Source organism: Streptomyces sp. NPDC101160 (genome assembly GCF_044768205.1).
GTDB lineage: Bacteria > Actinomycetota > Actinomycetes > Streptomycetales > Streptomycetaceae > Streptomyces.
Map to the genome: position 1 here is coordinate 234,231 of NZ_JBIWPJ010000004.1, position 17,267 is coordinate 251,497.

The 17,267-nt window shown below is 73.2% G+C and carries 14 protein-coding genes; 4 read left to right on the forward strand and 10 right to left on the reverse strand.

From position 1 onward, the window contains the following. Positions 1 to 184: 184 nt before the first annotated feature. Positions 185 to 1,159 carry a 2-hydroxyacid dehydrogenase gene (locus ACIRSU_RS14125; protein WP_403791821.1) on the reverse strand — a complete coding sequence of 325 codons (975 nt, stop codon included), beginning with the start codon at positions 1,157 to 1,159 and terminating at the stop codon, positions 185 to 187. A 76-nt stretch (positions 1,160 to 1,235) separates the two neighbouring features. Between ACIRSU_RS14125 and ACIRSU_RS14130 the strand changes: the two genes are divergently transcribed. The 3 genes from ACIRSU_RS14130 to ACIRSU_RS14140 are packed head-to-tail and all read left to right on the forward strand — an operon-like array spanning position 1,236 to position 3,624. Then, positions 1,236 to 2,237 carry an aldo/keto reductase gene (locus ACIRSU_RS14130; RefSeq protein ID WP_403791823.1) on the forward strand — a complete coding sequence of 334 codons (1,002 nt, stop codon included), beginning with the start codon at positions 1,236 to 1,238 and terminating at the stop codon, positions 2,235 to 2,237. 31 nt (positions 2,238 to 2,268) lie between these two features. Then, on the forward strand, positions 2,269 to 3,417 hold the full coding sequence (locus ACIRSU_RS14135) for a PQQ-dependent sugar dehydrogenase (RefSeq protein ID WP_403791825.1): 1,149 nt from the start codon (positions 2,269 to 2,271) through the stop codon (positions 3,415 to 3,417). Between the two features lie 21 nt (positions 3,418 to 3,438). Further along, positions 3,439 to 3,624: a DUF6191 domain-containing protein gene (locus ACIRSU_RS14140; RefSeq protein ID WP_403791826.1), complete on the forward strand. Its 186-nt coding sequence runs from the start codon at positions 3,439 to 3,441 to the stop codon at positions 3,622 to 3,624. Here ACIRSU_RS14140 and ACIRSU_RS14145 read toward each other — a convergent pair whose 3' ends face one another. From ACIRSU_RS14145 to ACIRSU_RS14160, 4 genes are all read right to left on the reverse strand, one after another. Then, positions 3,625 to 6,669 carry an AAA family ATPase gene (locus ACIRSU_RS14145; protein ID WP_403791828.1) on the reverse strand — a complete coding sequence of 1,015 codons (3,045 nt, stop codon included), beginning with the start codon at positions 6,667 to 6,669 and terminating at the stop codon, positions 3,625 to 3,627. Between the two features lie 46 nt (positions 6,670 to 6,715). Continuing rightward, positions 6,716 to 6,889 (reverse strand): hypothetical protein, encoded by a 174-nt coding sequence (locus ACIRSU_RS14150; RefSeq protein WP_403791830.1) that lies wholly within the window; start codon positions 6,887 to 6,889, stop codon positions 6,716 to 6,718. A gap of 158 nt (positions 6,890 to 7,047) precedes the next feature. Then, positions 7,048 to 9,300 (reverse strand): MMPL family transporter, encoded by a 2,253-nt coding sequence (locus ACIRSU_RS14155; protein ID WP_403791832.1) that lies wholly within the window; start codon positions 9,298 to 9,300, stop codon positions 7,048 to 7,050. Between the two features lie 142 nt (positions 9,301 to 9,442). Beyond that, complete coding sequence (locus tag ACIRSU_RS14160) at positions 9,443 to 10,879, reverse strand: ricin-type beta-trefoil lectin domain protein (protein ID WP_403791833.1); 1,437 nt, start codon at positions 10,877 to 10,879, stop codon at positions 9,443 to 9,445. A gap of 102 nt (positions 10,880 to 10,981) precedes the next feature. Here ACIRSU_RS14160 and ACIRSU_RS14165 point away from each other — a divergent pair, with 102 nt between their 5' ends. Continuing rightward, complete coding sequence (locus ACIRSU_RS14165) at positions 10,982 to 11,071, forward strand: RICIN domain-containing protein (protein ID WP_403791835.1); 90 nt, start codon at positions 10,982 to 10,984, stop codon at positions 11,069 to 11,071. A 69-nt stretch (positions 11,072 to 11,140) separates the two neighbouring features. On the opposite strand, the gene gatB is transcribed toward ACIRSU_RS14165, so the two are convergent. The 5 genes from gatB to ACIRSU_RS14190 all read right to left on the reverse strand — a co-directional run bounded on the left by gatB (position 11,141) and on the right by ACIRSU_RS14190 (position 17,108). Beyond that, positions 11,141 to 12,652: an Asp-tRNA(Asn)/Glu-tRNA(Gln) amidotransferase subunit GatB gene (gene gatB, locus ACIRSU_RS14170; protein ID WP_403791836.1), complete on the reverse strand. Its 1,512-nt coding sequence runs from the start codon at positions 12,650 to 12,652 to the stop codon at positions 11,141 to 11,143. A 15-nt stretch (positions 12,653 to 12,667) separates the two neighbouring features. Then, positions 12,668 to 12,847: a hypothetical protein gene (locus ACIRSU_RS14175; protein WP_403792557.1), complete on the reverse strand. Its 180-nt coding sequence runs from the start codon at positions 12,845 to 12,847 to the stop codon at positions 12,668 to 12,670. 56 nt (positions 12,848 to 12,903) lie between these two features. Then, entirely contained in the window at positions 12,904 to 14,406 is a 1,503-nt protein-coding gene (gene gatA / locus ACIRSU_RS14180) for an Asp-tRNA(Asn)/Glu-tRNA(Gln) amidotransferase subunit GatA (RefSeq protein WP_403791838.1), read from the reverse strand. Between the two features lie 7 nt (positions 14,407 to 14,413). Then, positions 14,414 to 14,710: an Asp-tRNA(Asn)/Glu-tRNA(Gln) amidotransferase subunit GatC gene (gatC, locus tag ACIRSU_RS14185; protein WP_007266718.1), complete on the reverse strand. Its 297-nt coding sequence runs from the start codon at positions 14,708 to 14,710 to the stop codon at positions 14,414 to 14,416. Positions 14,711 to 14,984: 274 nt separating this feature from the next. Further along, positions 14,985 to 17,108, reverse strand: coding sequence for a putative bifunctional diguanylate cyclase/phosphodiesterase (locus ACIRSU_RS14190; protein ID WP_403791840.1), 2,124 nt, complete (start codon positions 17,106 to 17,108; stop codon positions 14,985 to 14,987). Positions 17,109 to 17,267: the final 159 nt, after the last annotated feature.

Below are 17,267 nucleotides of genomic sequence, written 5' to 3' on the forward strand. Positions count from 1 at the left end.
GCCCCCCTCGGAATCTGATGTCCCGTCACTTCGCTCCCCAGCGTCTGCCCGTACCTCGACGCAGTCCCCCGCTCCGGGACGATACACCAGGATCGTCACTCAGGGACAGGGGATAAGTACTCTGCGTGATGACCAGGGGGCTTGTGTCCGGCGCACTCCGGAGGCTTGCCCGCCCGGAGCGGCCTCACGTGGTCAGGACGACGTTCGCGAGCTCCTGCCCCGCGGCGAACCGCGTCAGCTGGGCCGCGAGCAGGCGCTTCGCGCGGGGCATGAACGCCGAGGTGGAACCGCCCACATGAGGGGTGACGAGGACGCCCGGAGCGTGCCACAGCGGGTGGCCGGCGGGCAGCGGTTCGGGGTCGGTGACGTCGAGCGCCGCCGTGATCCGGCCGCTCTCCACCTCCTTCAGGAGCGCCGCGGTGTCCACCACGGAGCCGCGCGCCACGTTGACCAGCAGCGCACCGTCCTTCATCCGGGCGAGGAAGCCCGCGTCGGCGAGGTGACGGCTCTCGGGGGTCAGCGGTACGGAGAGCACGACCACGTCGGCCTCGGGCAGCAGCGCGGGCAGTTCGGTGAGCGGGTGCACGGGACCGCGCTCCGTGGCACGCGCGGAGCGCGCGACGCGCACGACCCGCGCGCACTCGAAGGGCGCGAGCCGGTCCTCGATGGCGGCGCCGATCGACCCGTACCCGACGATCAGCACCGACTTGTCGGCGAGCGCCGGGTAGAAACCGGCCCGCCACTCCTCCGCGTCCTGGCCGCGCACGAAGCCCGGGACGCCGCGCAGCGAGGCGAGGATCAGGGCGAGCGTCAGCTCGGCCGTGCTGGCCTCGTGCACGCCCCGGGCGTTGCACAGCCGGACGCCCGGCCGCAGCGCGCCGAGACCGGGGGTGACGTGGTCGATGCCGGCGGACAGGGTCTGCACGGCCCGGACGTTGGTCATCCCGGCGAGCGGCCGGACGGCGACCGCCTCGCCCTTCATGTACGGCACGACGTAGAAGGCGCAGTTCGCCGGATCGGCCGGGAAGTCCGGTTCGCCGTCCCAGAAACGGTAGTTCAGGCCCGCCGTGCCCGGCGCGGGGAGTCCGTCGATCTCCTCGGCGGGGATCGGAAGCCACACGTCGGTGGCGCCGGCGGGTGCGGTCTGTTCGAGTGTCATGTCCGCGAGGCTATGCGAAGGATCCCGCGCGCCATTGGTTACTTTGGGGGACGGCACAGGGAGGGGTAGCGGCACGGTGGAGCGCAGGACGATCGGGGCGGCGGCGCTCGGGGTGGGGGCGGTGGGTCTCGGCTGCATGCCGATGAGCTGGGCGTACAGCGGCTCGGAGCGGCGGGGCGACCGTTCGCTGCGGGCGGTGCACGCGGCCCTGGACGCCGGGGTGAGCCTGCTCGACACCGCCGACATGTACGGCCCGTTCACCAACGAGCTGCTGCTCGGCCGGGTGCTCAGGGAACGCCGGGCGGACGCCTTCGTGTCGACGAAGTGCGGGCTGCTCGTGGGCGACGGGCACGTCGTGGCCAACGGCCGCCCCGGCTATGTCCGCCGCGCCTGCGACGCCTCGCTGCGGCGGCTCCAGACCGATGTGATCGACCTCTACCAGCTGCACCGGGCCGACCCCGAGGTGCCGGTCGAGGAGACCTGGGGCGCCATGGCCGAGCTGGTCCGGGCGGGCAAGGTGCGGGCGCTCGGGCTCTGCGCGGTGGGCGCGCGGTCCACCCGGCGGGGCACGCGCGGCGGCGACCATGACGGAACGATCCGGCAACTGGAGCGCATCCAGCAGGTCTTCCCGGTCAGCGCGGTCGAGGCCGAGCTGTCGGTGTGGTCGCCGGAGGCCCTGGAGCGGCTGCTGCCCTGGTGCGCGGCGCGGGGCGTGGGCTTCCTGGCCGCGATGCCGCTGGGCAGCGGCTATCTGACCGGCACCCTGAAGCCGGGCGGCGGCTTCGAGGCGGACGACCCGCGGGCCCGCCACCCGCGCTTCACGGCCGAGATGATGGCCGCCAACCAGCCTCTGGTGGCGGGTCTGCGCCGGGTCGCGGCCCGGCACGGCGCGGACGTCACCCCGGCGCAGGTGGCACTCGCCTGGGTGCTGGCCCAGGGCCCGCACGTGATCCCGATCCCGGGCGCGAAGCGGGAGCGGTGGGCCGTGGAGAACGCGCGGGCGGCGCAGCTCGTCCTGGACGCGGCGGACCTCGCGGAGATCGCGAAGCTGCCGGCGCCGCGGGGGTCGTGGGACTGAGGGACCAGGCACTACGGAGAGGACCGGGAGCATGGGCAGAGGCCGAGGCGGAGTCGTCGTGAAGGGTGCGGCGGGCGCTGTCGCCGCCCTGCTGCTGGCCGCCGGGTGCTCCTCGCCCTCGACCCCGTCGGCACCCTCGTCGCCGCCGACAGCGTCGGCGCCCCCGTCCTCCCCCTCCTCGTCTCCCTCCCCCACCGCCACCGCGGCCCGCGTCCGTGTCCTCGGCACCCTCACCCGGGACCTGAAGTCGCCGTGGGGGCTCGTCGAGCTGCCCGGCGGCGATCTGCTCGTCTCCTCCCGCGACGAGCGCACCATCACCCGCGTCGACGCGAGGACCGGCCGCAAGACCTCGCTCGGCGAGGTTCCCGGCGTCGTCCCGGGCGGCGAGGGCGGGCTGCTCGGCCTCGCGCTGCGGGACGGCCGGCTGTACGCGTACCTGACCTCCGCCACGGACAACCGGATCGTCCGCATGCGGTACGGCGGCGGGGCCGGCGACCGGCTCGGGAAGCCGGAGCCGGTGCTCACCGGCATCCCCAAGGGGCTGGTGCACGACGGCGGCCGGATCGCCTTCGGGCCCGACGGGATGCTGTACGCGGGGACCGGCGAGACCGGGCGGACCGGGCTCGCCCAGGACAGGGGCTCGCTCGGCGGCAAGATCCTGCGGATGACGCCGGAGGGCCGCCCCGCGCCCGGCAACCCGTTCCCCGGCTCCGTCGTCTGGTCGTACGGCCACCGCAACGTCCAGGGGCTGGCCTGGGACGCGGACGGGCGGCTGTGGGCGTCGGAGTTCGGCCAGGACACCTGGGACGAGCTCAATCTGATCGAGCCCGGCCGGAACTACGGCTGGCCGGTGGTCGAGGGCCGCGCCGGGCGGGCCGGCTACACCGACCCGGTGGCCCAGTGGCCCACCGACGAGGCGTCGCCGAGCGGCATCGCGTACGCGCGGGGCGCGATCTGGCTGGCCGCGCTGCGGGGGCAGCGGCTGTGGCGCGTTCCGCTCTCCGGAGCGGAACGTTCCGGAGAGCCTCGGGCGTTTCTGAAGGGTGAGTACGGGCGGCTGCGCACGGTCCTGGCGACCGCGGGCGGCACCCGGCTCTGGCTGGTGACCAACGAGACCGACACCCGGGGGACCCCGGAACCGGGGGACGACCGCATCCTCCGCCTGGAGGTCTCGCCCTAGCGCAGGAGGAAGGCGAGACCGATGTTCAACGCCATGGACGAGTTCTTCGCGCCCGGCCGCAAGCACACCGAGGACGAGCGGCAGCGCCTCGCCCTGACCCGGGAGGACCTCGGCGACGGCGATCCCTCCCGGGGGCCGATAGACCTGACCTCCGGGAAGGTGACCATACGCATACCGCCCGCCTCCCCCGCCGCCGAGCGCGGCTGATCAGACCGGCGGGGCCTCCAGGAGGCGCAGCCGGTGGGCCATCGCCGCCGCCTCGCCGCGCCCCGCGACGCCCAGCTTCGCGAGGATGTTGGAGACGTGGACGCTGGCCGTCTTCGGTGAGATGAACAGCTCCTCGGCGATCTGCCGGTTGGTGCGGCCCTCGGCGACGAGCCGCAGCACGTCCTGTTCGCGCGGCGTCAGACCGAAGGCGTCGTCCTGCTCCGGCTCGGGCTGTGCCGGGACCGTGGCGGCGCCGGTGACCGGGGCGAGCCGGGCGCGGGCGGCGAGCAGCTCGATGTCCTCGCGCAGCGGGTGCGCCCCGAGGCGTGCGGCGGTGGTGTGGGCCTCGCGGAGCAGCGCGGCGGCCTCGTCGCGACGGCCGCCCTCGGCGAGGAGCGCGTCGGCGAGCCGCTGCCGGACCCGGGCCAGGTCGTAGGGCCGGTCGAGGGGCTCGTAGGCGGCGACGGTCTCGGCCCAGCGCTCGGCGGTGTCGCGGCCCTCGGCGCGGGCGAGTTCGGCCGAGACGTGCAGCGAGTGGGCCTGCCAGACGGGTGCGGGCGCGGCCAGGCCCCGTGCGCTGCGGCGGATCAGGTCGAGCGCGGCGGCGCGGCCCTCGGCGGCGGCGGGCAGGCCCAGGTTGTCGGCCTCGGCGGTGGCGGCGGCGAGCAGGATCGGCCAGCCGTAGCGGTGGGTGCCGGGCGGGAAGCCGGCCTCGGCGGCGGTGGCGACCCCGGTCCGTACGTCGGCGAGCCGGCCCTCGGCGGCGGCCAGGAGGGCGGTCACGTGGGCGACGATCAGGTTGTACTGCGGTATCGGGTCGCGGCCGTGGCCGTAGCGCTCGGCGGCCTCGGCGAGGCGGGCGGCGGCCGCGGTGGTGTCGCCGCGGCCGACGGCGAGCTGGGCGAGCAGGGCCAGGGCGCTGCCGCCGGGCTTGGTGGCGGCGGCGCCGGTGCGCAGCAGCGCCTCGGCCTCCTCCTGGGCCCGGTCCCACTCGCCGAGCGCGTACAGCGACTCGGCGAGGTTGGCGCGGATCCAGCCGGCGCTGTCGACGAGGCCGTGGGAGCGGGCCAGCTCGATGCCGGCGGTGGCGGTCTCCACGGCCTCGCGGGAGCGGCCGAGCCCCTCCAGCGAGGAGGAGATGTTGACGTGGGCGCGGGCGGCCTCGTGGAACTGGCCGAGGGCCGTGGTGCGCATCCGTACCTCGTGCATCTCGGCGAGGCCGTCCTCGACGTCCCCGGCGAGGACCAGGATGGTGCCGAGGGTGAGCCGGGCGTTGAGTTCGGTCGGCTCGGCCTTGACCAGACGGGCGTATTCGACGGCCCGTTCGGCGGCGGCGAGGGCGGCGTGGCCGGGGTTGCGGAGCATGCCCCAGCCGGCGGCGACGGCGAGGACGACGGCGTGCACGGCGGACGGCGGCAGGCCGCGGACGAGTTCCTGGGCGCGGGCGATCTCGGCCCAGCCGTCGCCGCGGGCCAGGTTGGACTTCATGCGGGCCGCCTCGACGTAGAACCAGGCGGCGCGCAGCGGGTCCTGCTCGCCGTCCTCGTCGAGGATCCGCAGCGCGGTCCGGCCGATCTTCAGGGCGCGTTCGCGTTCGCCGGAGAGGCGGGCGGCGACGGCGGCCTCGGCGAGCAGGTCGACGTAGCGCAGCGGGGTGTTCTCGGGGTCGCAGCCGCAGGCCGGGTATGCCTCGGCGTAGTCGATGGGGCGAAGCGAGCTGCGGACGTCGTCGGCGACCTTGTCCCAGAGTTCCAGGGCGCGTTCGAGGAGCCGGAGCTGCTCGGCGTACGCGTGGCGCTTGCGGGTCTCGACGGAGGCGCGGAGCACGGCGGGCAGGGCCCGGGCGGCGTCGTTGGCGTGGTACCAGTACGTGGCGAGCCGGTTGGCGCGTTCGTCGGCGCGGACAAGGCCGGGGTCGGCCTCCAGGGCCTCGGCGTAGCGGCGGTGCAGGCGCGTGCGTTCGCCGGGGAGCAGGTCGTCGCTGACGGCCTCGCGGACCAGGGAGTGGCGGAAGCGGTAGCCGTCGCCGTCGGGGGCGGCGAGCAGGATGTTGGCGCCGACGGCGGCGCGCAGGGCCTCGATGAGGGTGTCCTCGGGGAGCCCGGCGACGGCGGCGAGCAGGTCGAACTCGACGGTGGAGCCGCCTTCGGCGACGATCCGGACGACCCGCTGGGCCGACTCGGGCAGCGTCTCGACGCGGACCAGGAGGATGTCGCGGAGGGATTCGCTGAGGGAGCCGACCTCGCAGCCGCACTCGTGGGAGGCGACGAGTTCCTCGACGAAGAAGGCGTTGCCGTCGGAGCGGCGGAACACCTCGTCGAGCAGCGCGGGTTCGGGTTCGGCGGCGAGGATGCCGGTGAGCTGGCGGTGCACCTCGGCGCGGGTGAAGCGGGCGAGCTCGACGCGGCGGACGGAGCGCAGGCGGTCGAGTTCGGCGAGCAGCGGGCGCAGCGGGTGGCGGCGGTGGATGTCGTCGGCGCGGTAGGTGGCGACGACGGCGATCCGGCCGCGGTCGAGGGTGCGGAAGAGGTAGGCGAGCAGGTGCCGGGTTGAGGCGTCGGCCCAGTGCAGGTCCTCCAGGACGAGGACGAGGGTGCGGTCCTCGGCGAGGCGTTCCAGGAGCCGTGCGGTCAGCTCGAAGAGGCGGGCGGTGGCGTCCTCGGCGGCGGGTTCGAGGCCGCCGATGTCGCCGAGTTCGGGGAGGAGCCGGGCGAGTTCGCCCTCCTGGCCGTCGGTGGCGGCGGCGAACTCCTCGGGCAGTTCCCGGCGCAGGGCGCGCAGGGCGGTGGAGAAGGGCGCGAAGGGCAGCCCGTCGCCGCCGACCTCGACGCAGCCGCCGAGAGCGACGACGGCGCCCTGGGCGCGGGCTCGGGCGGTGAACTCCTCGATGAGCCGGGTCTTTCCGACACCGGCCTCGCCGCCGACGAGGAGCGCCTGGGGCTCTCCCGCGCCGCTGCGGGAGAGCGCCTCGGTGAGGGCGTTGAGTTCGCCGGCGCGGCCGACGAAGACGGGGCTGACTGACCTGGTCTCCACGGCGCCGAGCATGGCACAGAGATCCGGTGTTCCGCTCGTACGGGTGACCATGTGGACGTCACGCGGCCCGGGCGAAGCGGTTCCGGTCGGCGATCACCCGCCCCTCCGGTTCCTGGCGGCCGGTGCGGCGGGCGCGGCGGCCGGCGCGGGCGGCCTCGTGGGCCAGGCGCTGGGCGGCGGCCTCGGCGACGAGCTCGGCGTGACGGGCGACGTGCAGCTGGTACTCGAACATCGTGTTCTCCCTGGGGCTTTCGGTTTCGGTATCGCTCCTTGCGATGCCTCTACTTTCGTCTCCCAGGGGGGTCTGCGGCATCGGGCGGGTGCCGCATGTTCGACGTACGGGGGGCCTTAGACGTACCTCGGGGTGCCTTAGGGGGTGCTGAGGAGCACCTAGGCGTCCTCGGCCTTGGCCAGGACCACGCGCTGAGCCGGTATCCCGGCGGCCTCCGCGACCTCGGCGGCCTCCGTGGGGAGCTCCGCGCGGGCGTCGGCGGCCTCGCGGCACTCCGGCGGTTCGATGCTGATCCGGGGCAGCCGGCGGTCCAGCCAGCGGGGCAGCCACCAGTTGGCGCCGCCGAGCATGTGCATGAGCGCGGGGACGAGGAGGGTGCGCAGCACGAAGGCGTCGAGGGCGACGGCCGCGGCGAGCCCGATGCCGAACATCGCGACGACCCGGTCGCCGGAGAGCACGAAGGCGAGGAAGACGGAGATCATGATGACCGCCGCCGAGTTGATCACCCGGCTGGTCTCGGCGAGCCCGACCCGGACCGCGCGGCGGTTGTCGCCGGTCTCCAGCCACTCCTCGTACATCCGGCTGACCAGGAAGACCTGGTAGTCCATGGAGAGGCCGAAGAGCACCGAGACCATGATCACGGGCAGGAAGGGTTCGATGGGCCCGGCGCTGCCGAGGCCCAGCAGCTCGCTCCCCCAGCCCCACTGGAAGATCGCGACGACCACGCCGAAGGCACCGGCGACGGCCATGATGTTCATCAGCGCGGCCTTGAGCGGGATGCCGATGGAGCGGAAGGCGAGCAGCAGCAGCACACAGCCGAGGGCGATCACGACACCGACGAACAGCGGCAGCTTGCCGACGATGATCTGCGCGAAGTCGTCGAAGGAGGCGGTGACGCCGCCGACGTGCACCTGGAGCGAGGTGCCGTCGGAGGCCGCCGGCACGACGTGGTCGCGGAGCCGGTCGACGAGGTCGCTGGTGGCGGTCGACTGCGGCGAGGAGTCGGGGACGACGGTGATCACGGCGGTGTCGCCGGAGCTGTTGTACGTGATCGGGGAGACCGACTCGACGCCCTTGGTGTGCGCGAGGCGGGCCGGCAGCTCGTCGAGGGCGAGCCGGTCGTCGGCGCCGTCGAGCGAGGCGACGAGGGTGAGCGGCCCGTTCGTACCGGGGCCGAAGCCGTCGGCGATCAGGTCGTACGCCTTGCGGGTGGTCGCCGTGGCCGGATTGTTGCCCTGGTCGGAGGAGCCGAGGTGGAGCGAGAACGTCGGCAGGGCGAGCACCACCATGACGACGGCGGCGACCGCGCCGAGCAGCTTGGGGTGGCGCTCGACGAAGGCGGACCAGCGGGCGGCGAAGCCGGTGGGCAGCTCGGGCTGCGGGCCGTGCTCGGTGAGCTGCCGCCGCTCGCGGCGGCTGAGGGCGCGCATGCCGATGAGGGAGAGCAGCGCGGGCAGCAGGGTGACGGAGGCCGCGACGGTGAGGACGACGGTCAGCGAGGCGGCGATGGCGACGCCGTTGAGGAAGCTGAGCCGCAGGATCAGCATGCCGAGCAGCGCGATGCAGACGGTGGCGCCCGCGAAGACCACGGCCCGGCCGGTGGTGGCGACCGCCGTCCGGGCGGCCTCCTCGACCGGCAGGCCGCGTTTGAGGCCCTTGCGGTGTCTGGTGACGATGAACAGCGCGTAGTCGATGCCCACGCCGAGGCCGATGAGCATGCCGAGCATCGGCGCGAAGTCGGCCACCGTCATGACGTGGCCGAGCAGCACGATGCCGGAGAAGGCGATGCCCACGCCGACCAGGGCGGTCGCGATGGGCAGCAGGGCCGCGGCGAGGGAGCCGAAGGCGAGGAAGAGGACGACGGCGGCGACGGCCACGCCGACGATCTCGGCGATGTGCCCGCCGGAGGCCTGCGTGGAGCCGACGGCGGCGCCGCCGAGCTCGACCTGGACGCCGTCGGTCTCGGCGGCCTTGGCGGTGTCGACGAGGGCCTGGGCCTCGGCCTCGGGGATGTCGCCGGCCTGCGCGTCGAAGGTGACGGTGGCGTAGGCGGTGTGCCCGTCCTCGCTGATCTGGCCCGGCGCGGAGCCGTACGGGGAGGTCACCGAGGCGATGCCGGGGAGGGCCTCGACCTTGCGGAGCATGCCGGTCATCCGCTGTTCGACGCCGGAGGCGCTCACGCTGCCGCGGTCGGTGTGCCAGACGATGGTGTCGGTGTCACCGCCGGCGCCGTGGAAGCCCTTCCCGAGGAGGGCGGTGGCGCGGCCGGACTCGGTCCCGGGGACCTCGTAGTCGTTGGAGTACGCGCTGCCGGCGAGCGCCGCCCCGGTGGCGACCCCGCCGAGGGCGAGGAGCCAGAGCAGGACGGCGGCGAGGCGGTGCTTCACGCACCATCGGGCGATGGCTGCCAACGGACGCGCTCCCTGGATGGATCGGTGTTCCGCCTACTCTCGCAGCCAAACGTGATCGTTTGTCCCTTTCGTGGCAATGGTCACAGGGGTGTGACGGGGGTAAGGACGGAGGTCCCCGACCCCCGTCACGAGGGCCGGCGGGTCAGCTGCGCTGCCACTTCTGGTTGCTGCCGTCGTTGCCGTACCAGAGGCCGACCGAGCTGCCCGCGGCCGTGGCCGCGCCGCCGACGTCGAGGGCCAGGCCGGAGTCCTGCGCGGTGACCGAGCCGCCGGCGTTGATGTTCCACTTCTGGTTGCTGCCGCCGTTGCAGGGCCACAGGATCAGCGGGGTGCCGCCCGTCGTGCCGCCGTGGTCGACGTCCAGGCACATGTCGCCGTAGACCCGGAGCTCCTTCTGGGCCGTGTAGGTCCACTGCTGGTTGCCCTGGCCGTTGCAGTACCAGATGATCATCTTGGTGCCCGGCTCGTGCGAGGCGCCCGGCACGTCCAGGCAGAGGCCGGAGCCCACGCCGCGCAGCACGCCCGCCGTGACGGCCGGGCTGCCGGTGCCGAACCAGGACCAGGCGAGCCGGTCGGCGGCGGAGGTGTTGGTGGTGCGCAGGGTGAGGTCGGTGCCGGTGCCCTGGAGCTCGGTGAGGCTGTAGCCGTCGCCGCGTCGCAGGCCGGGCCAGTAGACCGAGCCCATGTTCAGCTCGCGCAGGGTGTCGGTGTCGGCCTGGAGGTAGGCGATCTCGTTCGAGCCGTTGATCGCGCCGTTGTAGTTCAGGCCGGTGTTCAGCGTGGCGCCGAACTCGGTCAGGACGGTGCGGGAGGCGCAGCCGCCCACCTTGGTGCGCAGGTCGGCGGACCACTGGGAGTGCTGGGTCCAGTCCGGGTGCCAGAAGCCGTAGTGGTGCAGCGAGAGGTGGGTGCCGGCGAGGCGGCTGTCGGCGCAGACGGGCCGGACGTCGTCGTCGTAGCCGGTGCCGCCGACGAAGACGCGGTCGCGCGGGATGCTGCGGCCGTGGTCGCCGAGCCAGCGGGCGGCGGTGTCGGTCCACTGGCTCGCGGAGTAGCCGAAGGGTTCGTTCATCGGCTCGAAGTAGACGCGGTCGTTGTCGGCGTACCGGTCGACGATCGTCGACCACATCGCGTCGTAGGCGGCCTGGTTGTCGATCCGGCCGTCCTTGGCGGCGCCGGGGCCCTCCCAGTAGGCGAGCACGACCTTGGCGCCCTTGCCGACGGCCGCGTCGACGGCGCCCGTGTACGAGCCCCACCAGGGGCCGTTGACGGTGGCCGGGTTGACCGGGAGGCGGACGGTGTCGGCGCCGAACTTGCTCTGGAACTGGCCGACGACGGCGGCGGACTTGTTGTACGTCGTCAGGTAGTCGTCGGCGGTCGACAGGCCGGACGGGACGACCTCGTCGTCGGCGTAGTTGTCGCGCGGGTCGGCCCAGTTGACGCCGTGGAACTGGTTGCCGCCCAGCGTGGTCGCGGCGGCCGCCGCGGTCGCGAACGGGCCGGCCTGCAGGCCGAGCACGCCGGCCAGGCTGAGCGAGCCGACGGCGCCCACCGCCAGGGCTCTTCGGAAAACGGACATGTATTCCCCCCATATGATCACGTGTCGATCAGGCGTGATCGTATAGCAGGCGACTCCTCGCCAAGTGCCTTGATCGAAAAGGCAGGTTGGAATCGTTCACGAGTGCCGGCGCGCGCGCCCGCCCAGCAGTGGGACTGCCGCTACGGCGCCCACCAGAAGTGGACCTTCACCCACACGGGCATCCACTCCTGACGTACGACCGCGGCCCCGCACCGGAACTCCGGTGCGGGGCCGCGCCCACTGAGCCGTACGGGGCCGGGATCAGCCCTCGCTGACGCCCAGCTTCTCCAGGATCAGGTCCTTGACCTTCGCCGCGTCGGCCTGGCCACGCGTGGCCTTCATGACCGCACCGACCAGGGCGCCGACCGCGGCGACCTTGCCGCCGCGGATCTTGTCGGCGATGGCCGCATTGCCCGCGATGGCCTCGTCGACGGCCGCGCCGAGCGCGCTGTCGTCGGAGACGACCTTCAGACCGCGCTTCTCGACGACCTCGTCCGGGGTGCCCTCGCCGGCGAGGACGCCCTCGATGACCTGGCGGGCCAGCTTGTCGTTCAGGTCACCGGAGGCGACCAGGGCCGACACGCGGGCGACGTCCGCCGGGGTGATCGGGAGCTCCTCCAGGGAGACGCCCTTCTCGTTGGCGTTACGGGCCAGCTCGCCCATCCACCACTTGCGGGCCGAGGCCGCGTCGGCGCCCGCCTCGATCGTGGCGACGATCGCGTCGACCGCGCCCGCGTTGAGGATGGACTGCATGTCCAGCTCGGACACGCCCCACTCCTCGCGCAGCCGGTTGCGGCGCACGCGCGGCAGCTCGGGCAGGGCCTGCCGCAGCTCCTCGACCCACTCGCGGGAGGGGGCCACCGGCACCAGGTCCGGCTCGGGGAAGTAGCGGTAGTCCTCGGCGTTGTCCTTGATGCGGCCGGAGGTGGTGGTGCCGTCGTCCTCGTGGAAGTGACGGGTCTCCTGCACGACCGAGCCGCCGGCGGCCAGGATCGCCGCCTGGCGCTGGACCTCGAAGCGCGCCGCGCGCTCCACGGAGCGGAGCGAGTTGACGTTCTTCGTCTCCGAGCGGGTACCGAAGGTGTCGGAACCCTTCGGCATCAGCGACAGGTTGACGTCGCAGCGCATCTGGCCCTTGTCCATGCGCGCCTCGGAGACGCCCAGGGCACGGATCAGCTCGCGCAGCTCGGCCACGTACGCCTTGGCGACCTCCGGGGCCCGCTCGCCCGCGCCGACGATCGGCTTGGTGACGATCTCGATCAGCGGGATGCCGGCCCGGTTGTAGTCGAGCAGCGAGTGCGAGGCGCCGTGGATGCGGCCGGTCGCGCCACCGATGTGGGTGGACTTGCCGGTGTCCTCCTCCATGTGGGCGCGCTCGATCTCCACGCGGAAGATCTCGCCGTCCTCCAGCTGGACGTCCAGGTAGCCGTTGAAGGCGATCGGCTCGTCGTACTGGGAGGTCTGGAAGTTCTTCGGCATGTCCGGATAGAAGTAGTTCTTCCGGGCGAAGCGGCACCACTCGGCGATCTCGCAGTTCAGCGCGAGGCCGATCTTGATGGCCGACTCGACGCCGACGGCGTTGACGACCGGCAGGGCGCCGGGCAGGCCGAGGCAGGTCGGGCAGGTCTGGGCGTTGGCGTCCTGGCCGAGCTCGGTCGAGCAGCCGCAGAACATCTTCGTCTTGGTGCCCAGCTCGACATGGACCTCGAGGCCCATGACGGGGTCGTACTCGGCGAGCGCCGCCTCGTACGACAGCAGTTCAGTGACAGTCACGGTGGAACTTCCCTCTCAGCCCATCAGGACGTCGTCGTCGCCGAGACGCTTCAGCTCGCGGTACAGGATCGCGAGGCCGGTGACGATGGCGGCGGCGGACACGACGGCGTCGATCAGCTGCAGCGTGTCGTGCTCGGTGCGGGCCTTCTTGACCTGCTTCAGCACGCTCACGGCGCCGAAGGCGGTGGTGCCCATGGACAGGTACGTACCGGTCCTGGACTTCTTGAAGCCCTTGGCCTTCTGAAGTGCACTCACAGCGACGGAGCCTCCTCAAGCAGCGGGTGGCCCCACTTTTCCACGAAGGCGGCCTCGACGGCGGCACCGACCTTGTAGAGACGGTCGTCCTTCATGGCGGGGGCGATGATCTGCAGGCCGACCGGCAGACCGTCCTCCGGCGCCAGGCCGCAGGGCAGCGACATGGCGGAGTTGCCGGCCAGGTTGGTCGGGATGGTGCACAGGTCCGCGAGGTACATCGCCATCGGGTCGTCGGCGCGCTCGCCGATCGGGAAGGCGGTGGTCGGCGTCGTCGGGGAGACGATCACGTCGACCTGCTCGAAGGCCTTCTCGAACTCGCGGGTGATGAGGGTGCGGACCTTCTGGGCCGAGCCGAACCACGCGTCGTAGTAGCCCGAGCTCAGCGCGTACGTGCCGAGGATGATGCGGCGCTTGACCTCGGGGCCGAAACCGGCCTCGCGGGTGAGCGCGGTGACGTCCTCGGCGGACCGGGTGCCGTCGTCGCCGGTGCGCAGGCCGTAGCGCAGACCGTCGAAGCGGGCCAGGTTGGAGGAGCACTCGGACGGCGCGATCAGGTAGTACGCGGAGAGCGCGAGGTCGAAGGACGGGCAGTCCACCTCGACGATCTCGGCGCCGAGCGACGTGAGCAGCTCGACGGACTCGTCGAAGCGCTGCATCACACCGGCCTGGTAGCCCTCGCCGCGGAACTGCTTGACGACGCCGACGCGCATCCCGGCGACCGAGCCGTTGCGGGCGGCCTCGACCACCGGCGGGACCGGCAGGTCGATGGAGGTCGAGTCGAGCGGGTCGTGGCCGGCGATCGCCTCGTGCAGCAGGGCCGCGTCGAGCACCGTACGGGCGCAGGGGCCGCCCTGGTCCAGCGAGGAGGAGAAGGCCACCATGCCGTAGCGGGAGACCGCGCCGTAGGTCGGCTTGACGCCGACGGTGCCGGTGACGGCGGCGGGCTGGCGGATCGAACCGCCGGTGTCCGTGCCGATGGCGAGCGGGGCCTGGTACGCGGCGAGCGCGGCCGAGGAGCCGCCGCCGGAGCCGCCCGGGATGCGGGTCAGGTCCCACGGGTTGCCGGTCGGGCCGTAGGCGCTGTTCTCGGTGGAGGAGCCCATGGCGAACTCGTCCATGTTGGTCTTGCCCAGGATGACCACGTCGGCGGCCTTGAGCTTCTTGACCAGGGTCGCGTCGTACGGCGGGATCCAGCCCTCGAGCATCTTCGAACCGACCGTCGTGGGCACGCCCTGGGTCGTGAAGATGTCCTTGAGCGCCAGCGGCACACCGGCCAGCGGGCCGAGCTTCTCGCCCCGGGCGCGCTTCTCGTCCACGGCGCGGGCCTGGGCGAGGGCGCCCTCGCGGTCGACGTGCAGGAAGGCGTGGACCTTCTCGTCGACGGCCTCGATGCGCGCGAGGTGGGCCTCGGCGACCTGGACGGCGGTGAGCTCGCCGGAGGCGATCTTCGCCGCGATCTCGGCGGCGGTGAGCTTGATGATGGTGCTGTTGTCCGTCATGACGTTCTTAGTCCTCCCCCAGGATCTGCGGCACCTTGAAACGCTGCTGCTCCTGGGCCGGGGCGCCGGAGAGCGCCTGCTCGGGGGTGAGCGACGGACGGACCTCGTCCGCGCGCATGACATTGGTCAGCGGCAGCGGGTGGGAGGTCGGCGGTACGTCTTGGTCAGCGACCTCGGAGACGCGGGCGACCGCGCCGATGATGTCGTCGAGCTGTCCGGCGAAGTGGTCGAGTTCTTCGCTCTTGAGCTCCAGACGCGCCAGCCGTGCGAGGTGTGCGACCTCCTCGCGCGTGATGCCAGGCATGCGGATCCTCACGGGGTGAGTTTGATGGTGTTGGCCCAATCCTATGGGGCCCGCACCGCTGCCCGTGAAACGGTGGGGTCTGTGCGGCGGATCAGGGCCGGAAAGGCCGCGGCGTCTGGTGCGGTGCATCGCAAGGCGCCGGAGGGTCTCGATAGCGGAGCTATCGAGGCGCTTCGGCAACGCGGCGAGGTGCCGTGCCAGGCGTTGCGGACCCGGTCCTGATCCGCCGCACAGGCCCCAGGCCCCGTGAGGGGCTCGCCCTTGATCCGTACGGCTACTGGACGACGTGTCCGGAGGGGTGCTCGACCTCCACGATCGCCGCGCTCGCCGCGATCTCCGACGGGCGGCGCCAGCCGTGCTCGCCGCGGGCGCGCAGCCAGGCGGTGGTCTCGGCGGGCGGCATGGCGGCGGCCACCAGCCAGCCCTGGACGGCGTCGCAGCCCAGGTCGCGCAGGCGCTCCCAGGTCTCGTCGTCCTCGACGCCCTCGGCGACCACGAGCAGGCCGAGGGAGTGGGCGAGGTCGACGGTGCAGCGGACGATCTCGGCGTCCTCGGTGTCGACGGCGAGCCGGGCGACGAAGGAACGGTCGATCTTCAGTTCGCTCACCGGGAGGCGGCGCAGGTGCACCAGGGAGGAGTAGCCGGTGCCGAAGTCGTCGAGGGACATCTTGACGCCGTGCCCGGTGAGGCCGGCCATGGTGTCGGCGGCCCGCTGCGGGTCCTCCAGGAGGACGTGCTCCGTTATCTCCAGCTGGAGCGCGCCGGCCGGGACGCCGTGCCGGGCGAGCCGGGCGGCGACGGCGCCGGCGAAGCCGGGGGTGTGGACGTCACGCGGCGAGACGTTGACGGCGACGGGCACGAGGAGGCCCTGGGCGCGCCAGCGGGCCACCTGGGCCAGGGCGGTCTCCAGGACGTACTCGGTGAGGTGGGGCATCAGGCCGGAGGACTCGGCGATGGCGATGAACTCGTCCGGCGGGACCTTGCCGCGCTCCGGGTGCACCCAGCGGACCAGGGCCTCCAGACCGGCGACCTGGCCGTCGAAGCGGACCTTGGGCTGGTAGTGCAGCTCGACCTCGCCGGCGTCGAGGGCCCGCCGCAGGTCGCCGAGGAGTCCGAGCCGGTCGGGGGTGTTGGAGTCGCGCTTGGACTCGTACACCTCGACGCCGGTGCGGTCCCGCTTGGCCTGGTACATCGCCACGTCGGCGCGGCGCAGCAGGCCCTCGGCGTCGAGGGCGTGCTCGGGGAAGACGGCGACGCCGGCGCTGGCCTCCAGGACGAGGGTGAGCCCGTCCAGGTCGAGCGGCGAGGAGAGCTCGGCGACGAGGTGGCGGGCGACCCGCTGGGCGCTGGTGGTGGAGTCGGCGGTGGGCAGCAGCACGGCGAACTCGTCGCCGCCGAGCCGGGCGGCCTCGGCGCCGCGGGGCAGGGCGAGCCGCAGCCGTTCGGCGATCTGGAGCAGCAGCCGGTCGCCGGCGAGGTGCCCGAGGGTGTCGTTGACCGAGCGGAAGCGGTCGAGGTCGATCAGTACGAGGGCGGAGCGGAGGCCCTCGCCCTCGGCCTCCTCCAGGGCGGTCCAGGTGCGCTCCAGGAGCCACTGGCGGTTGGGCAGCCCGGTGAGCGGGTCGCGCAGCTGTTCCTCGGCGCGGGCGCGGGCGATCCACAGGGTGGAGTCGAGGGCGATGAGCGGGACCGCGAAGAGCGGCAGCAGCGGCGGCCGGGAGGCGGCGACGACGCAGATCAGCGGTGCGATGGCGAGCAGCGCGACGGCGACCAGGCCCTGGCGGAGCAGGGCGCTGCGGGCGGCCGTGGGCAGTCCGCCGCCGTGGGGCGCGAGCGCATACCACAGCAGCATCCGGGTCGCCACGAGGTAGGCGATGGCGGCGAGCGCCACTTCCGGTACGGCGCCGATCCCCCAGTCGAGGGGTTGCCAGGGCCGCTCGACGGTCGGGGCGGACCCGAAGGTGGCGAGGACGAGGGCGGCGGCGCCGGTGCCGATGACGTCGACGGCGCCGTGCAGCAGGCCCTGGCGCCAGCGGTGCCGGCGGGCGGCGGCGACGAGCACGACGACGGCGAGTGAGACCAGACAGGCCGGCATCCAGCCGTAGAGGAGCAGGACGGCCAGGGTGAGGGCGGCGCCGGAGCCGGTGCCGCCCCACCAGCGGTCGCGGCCGAGCGCGACCAGATGGCCGACGATGAGGCCGGTGAGGACGGCGAGCGACCAGCCGGGGGCGCCGCCGGGGAAGAGGGCCTGGCCGGTGCTCAGCGCATGGTAGAGCCCGGCGGTGAGTGCGACGGCGGCGATGCCCAGCAGGGCTCCGGGGAGTCCTGCTGTGATGCCCACGAAGGCCGCTCGGCCCTGGGGCCGTGCGACCGGGGCGGCGCTCTCGGTCGGTTTCATTCCCGTCCCTCTCACAGGGGGTAGTGCGCGTCCTGCTCCCGCACACGCCGGCAGGTGTCCCTCGCGCGGCCGTGCGCGGCGGACGCACGGTCACCACACTAGGCCGCGGAGGGCCGCTACGGGCAGCGCTCTCCATGTCTTGCCCGAATGCGACCCGGC

Coding starts and splice junctions, on each gene's coding strand:
- ACIRSU_RS14190 (WP_403791840.1), bottom strand. CDS start 17,108: ATGAAACCGACCGAGAGCGCCGCCCCGGTCGCACGGCCCCAGGGCCGA.
- ACIRSU_RS14125 (WP_403791821.1), bottom strand. CDS start 1,159: ATGACACTCGAACAGACCGCACCCGCCGGCGCCACCGACGTGTGGCTT.
- ACIRSU_RS14145 (WP_403791828.1), bottom strand. CDS start 6,669: ATGCTCGGCGCCGTGGAGACCAGGTCAGTCAGCCCCGTCTTCGTCGGC.
- gatC (WP_007266718.1), bottom strand. CDS start 14,710: ATGCCTGGCATCACGCGCGAGGAGGTCGCACACCTCGCACGGCTGGCG.
- ACIRSU_RS14140 (WP_403791826.1), top strand. CDS start 3,439: ATGTTCAACGCCATGGACGAGTTCTTCGCGCCCGGCCGCAAGCACACC.
- gatA (WP_403791838.1), bottom strand. CDS start 14,406: ATGACGGACAACAGCACCATCATCAAGCTCACCGCCGCCGAGATCGCG.
- ACIRSU_RS14160 (WP_403791833.1), bottom strand. CDS start 10,879: ATGTCCGTTTTCCGAAGAGCCCTGGCGGTGGGCGCCGTCGGCTCGCTC.
- ACIRSU_RS14150 (WP_403791830.1), bottom strand. CDS start 6,889: ATGTTCGAGTACCAGCTGCACGTCGCCCGTCACGCCGAGCTCGTCGCC.
- ACIRSU_RS14135 (WP_403791825.1), top strand. CDS start 2,269: ATGGGCAGAGGCCGAGGCGGAGTCGTCGTGAAGGGTGCGGCGGGCGCT.
- ACIRSU_RS14175 (WP_403792557.1), bottom strand. CDS start 12,847: ATGGGCACCACCGCCTTCGGCGCCGTGAGCGTGCTGAAGCAGGTCAAG.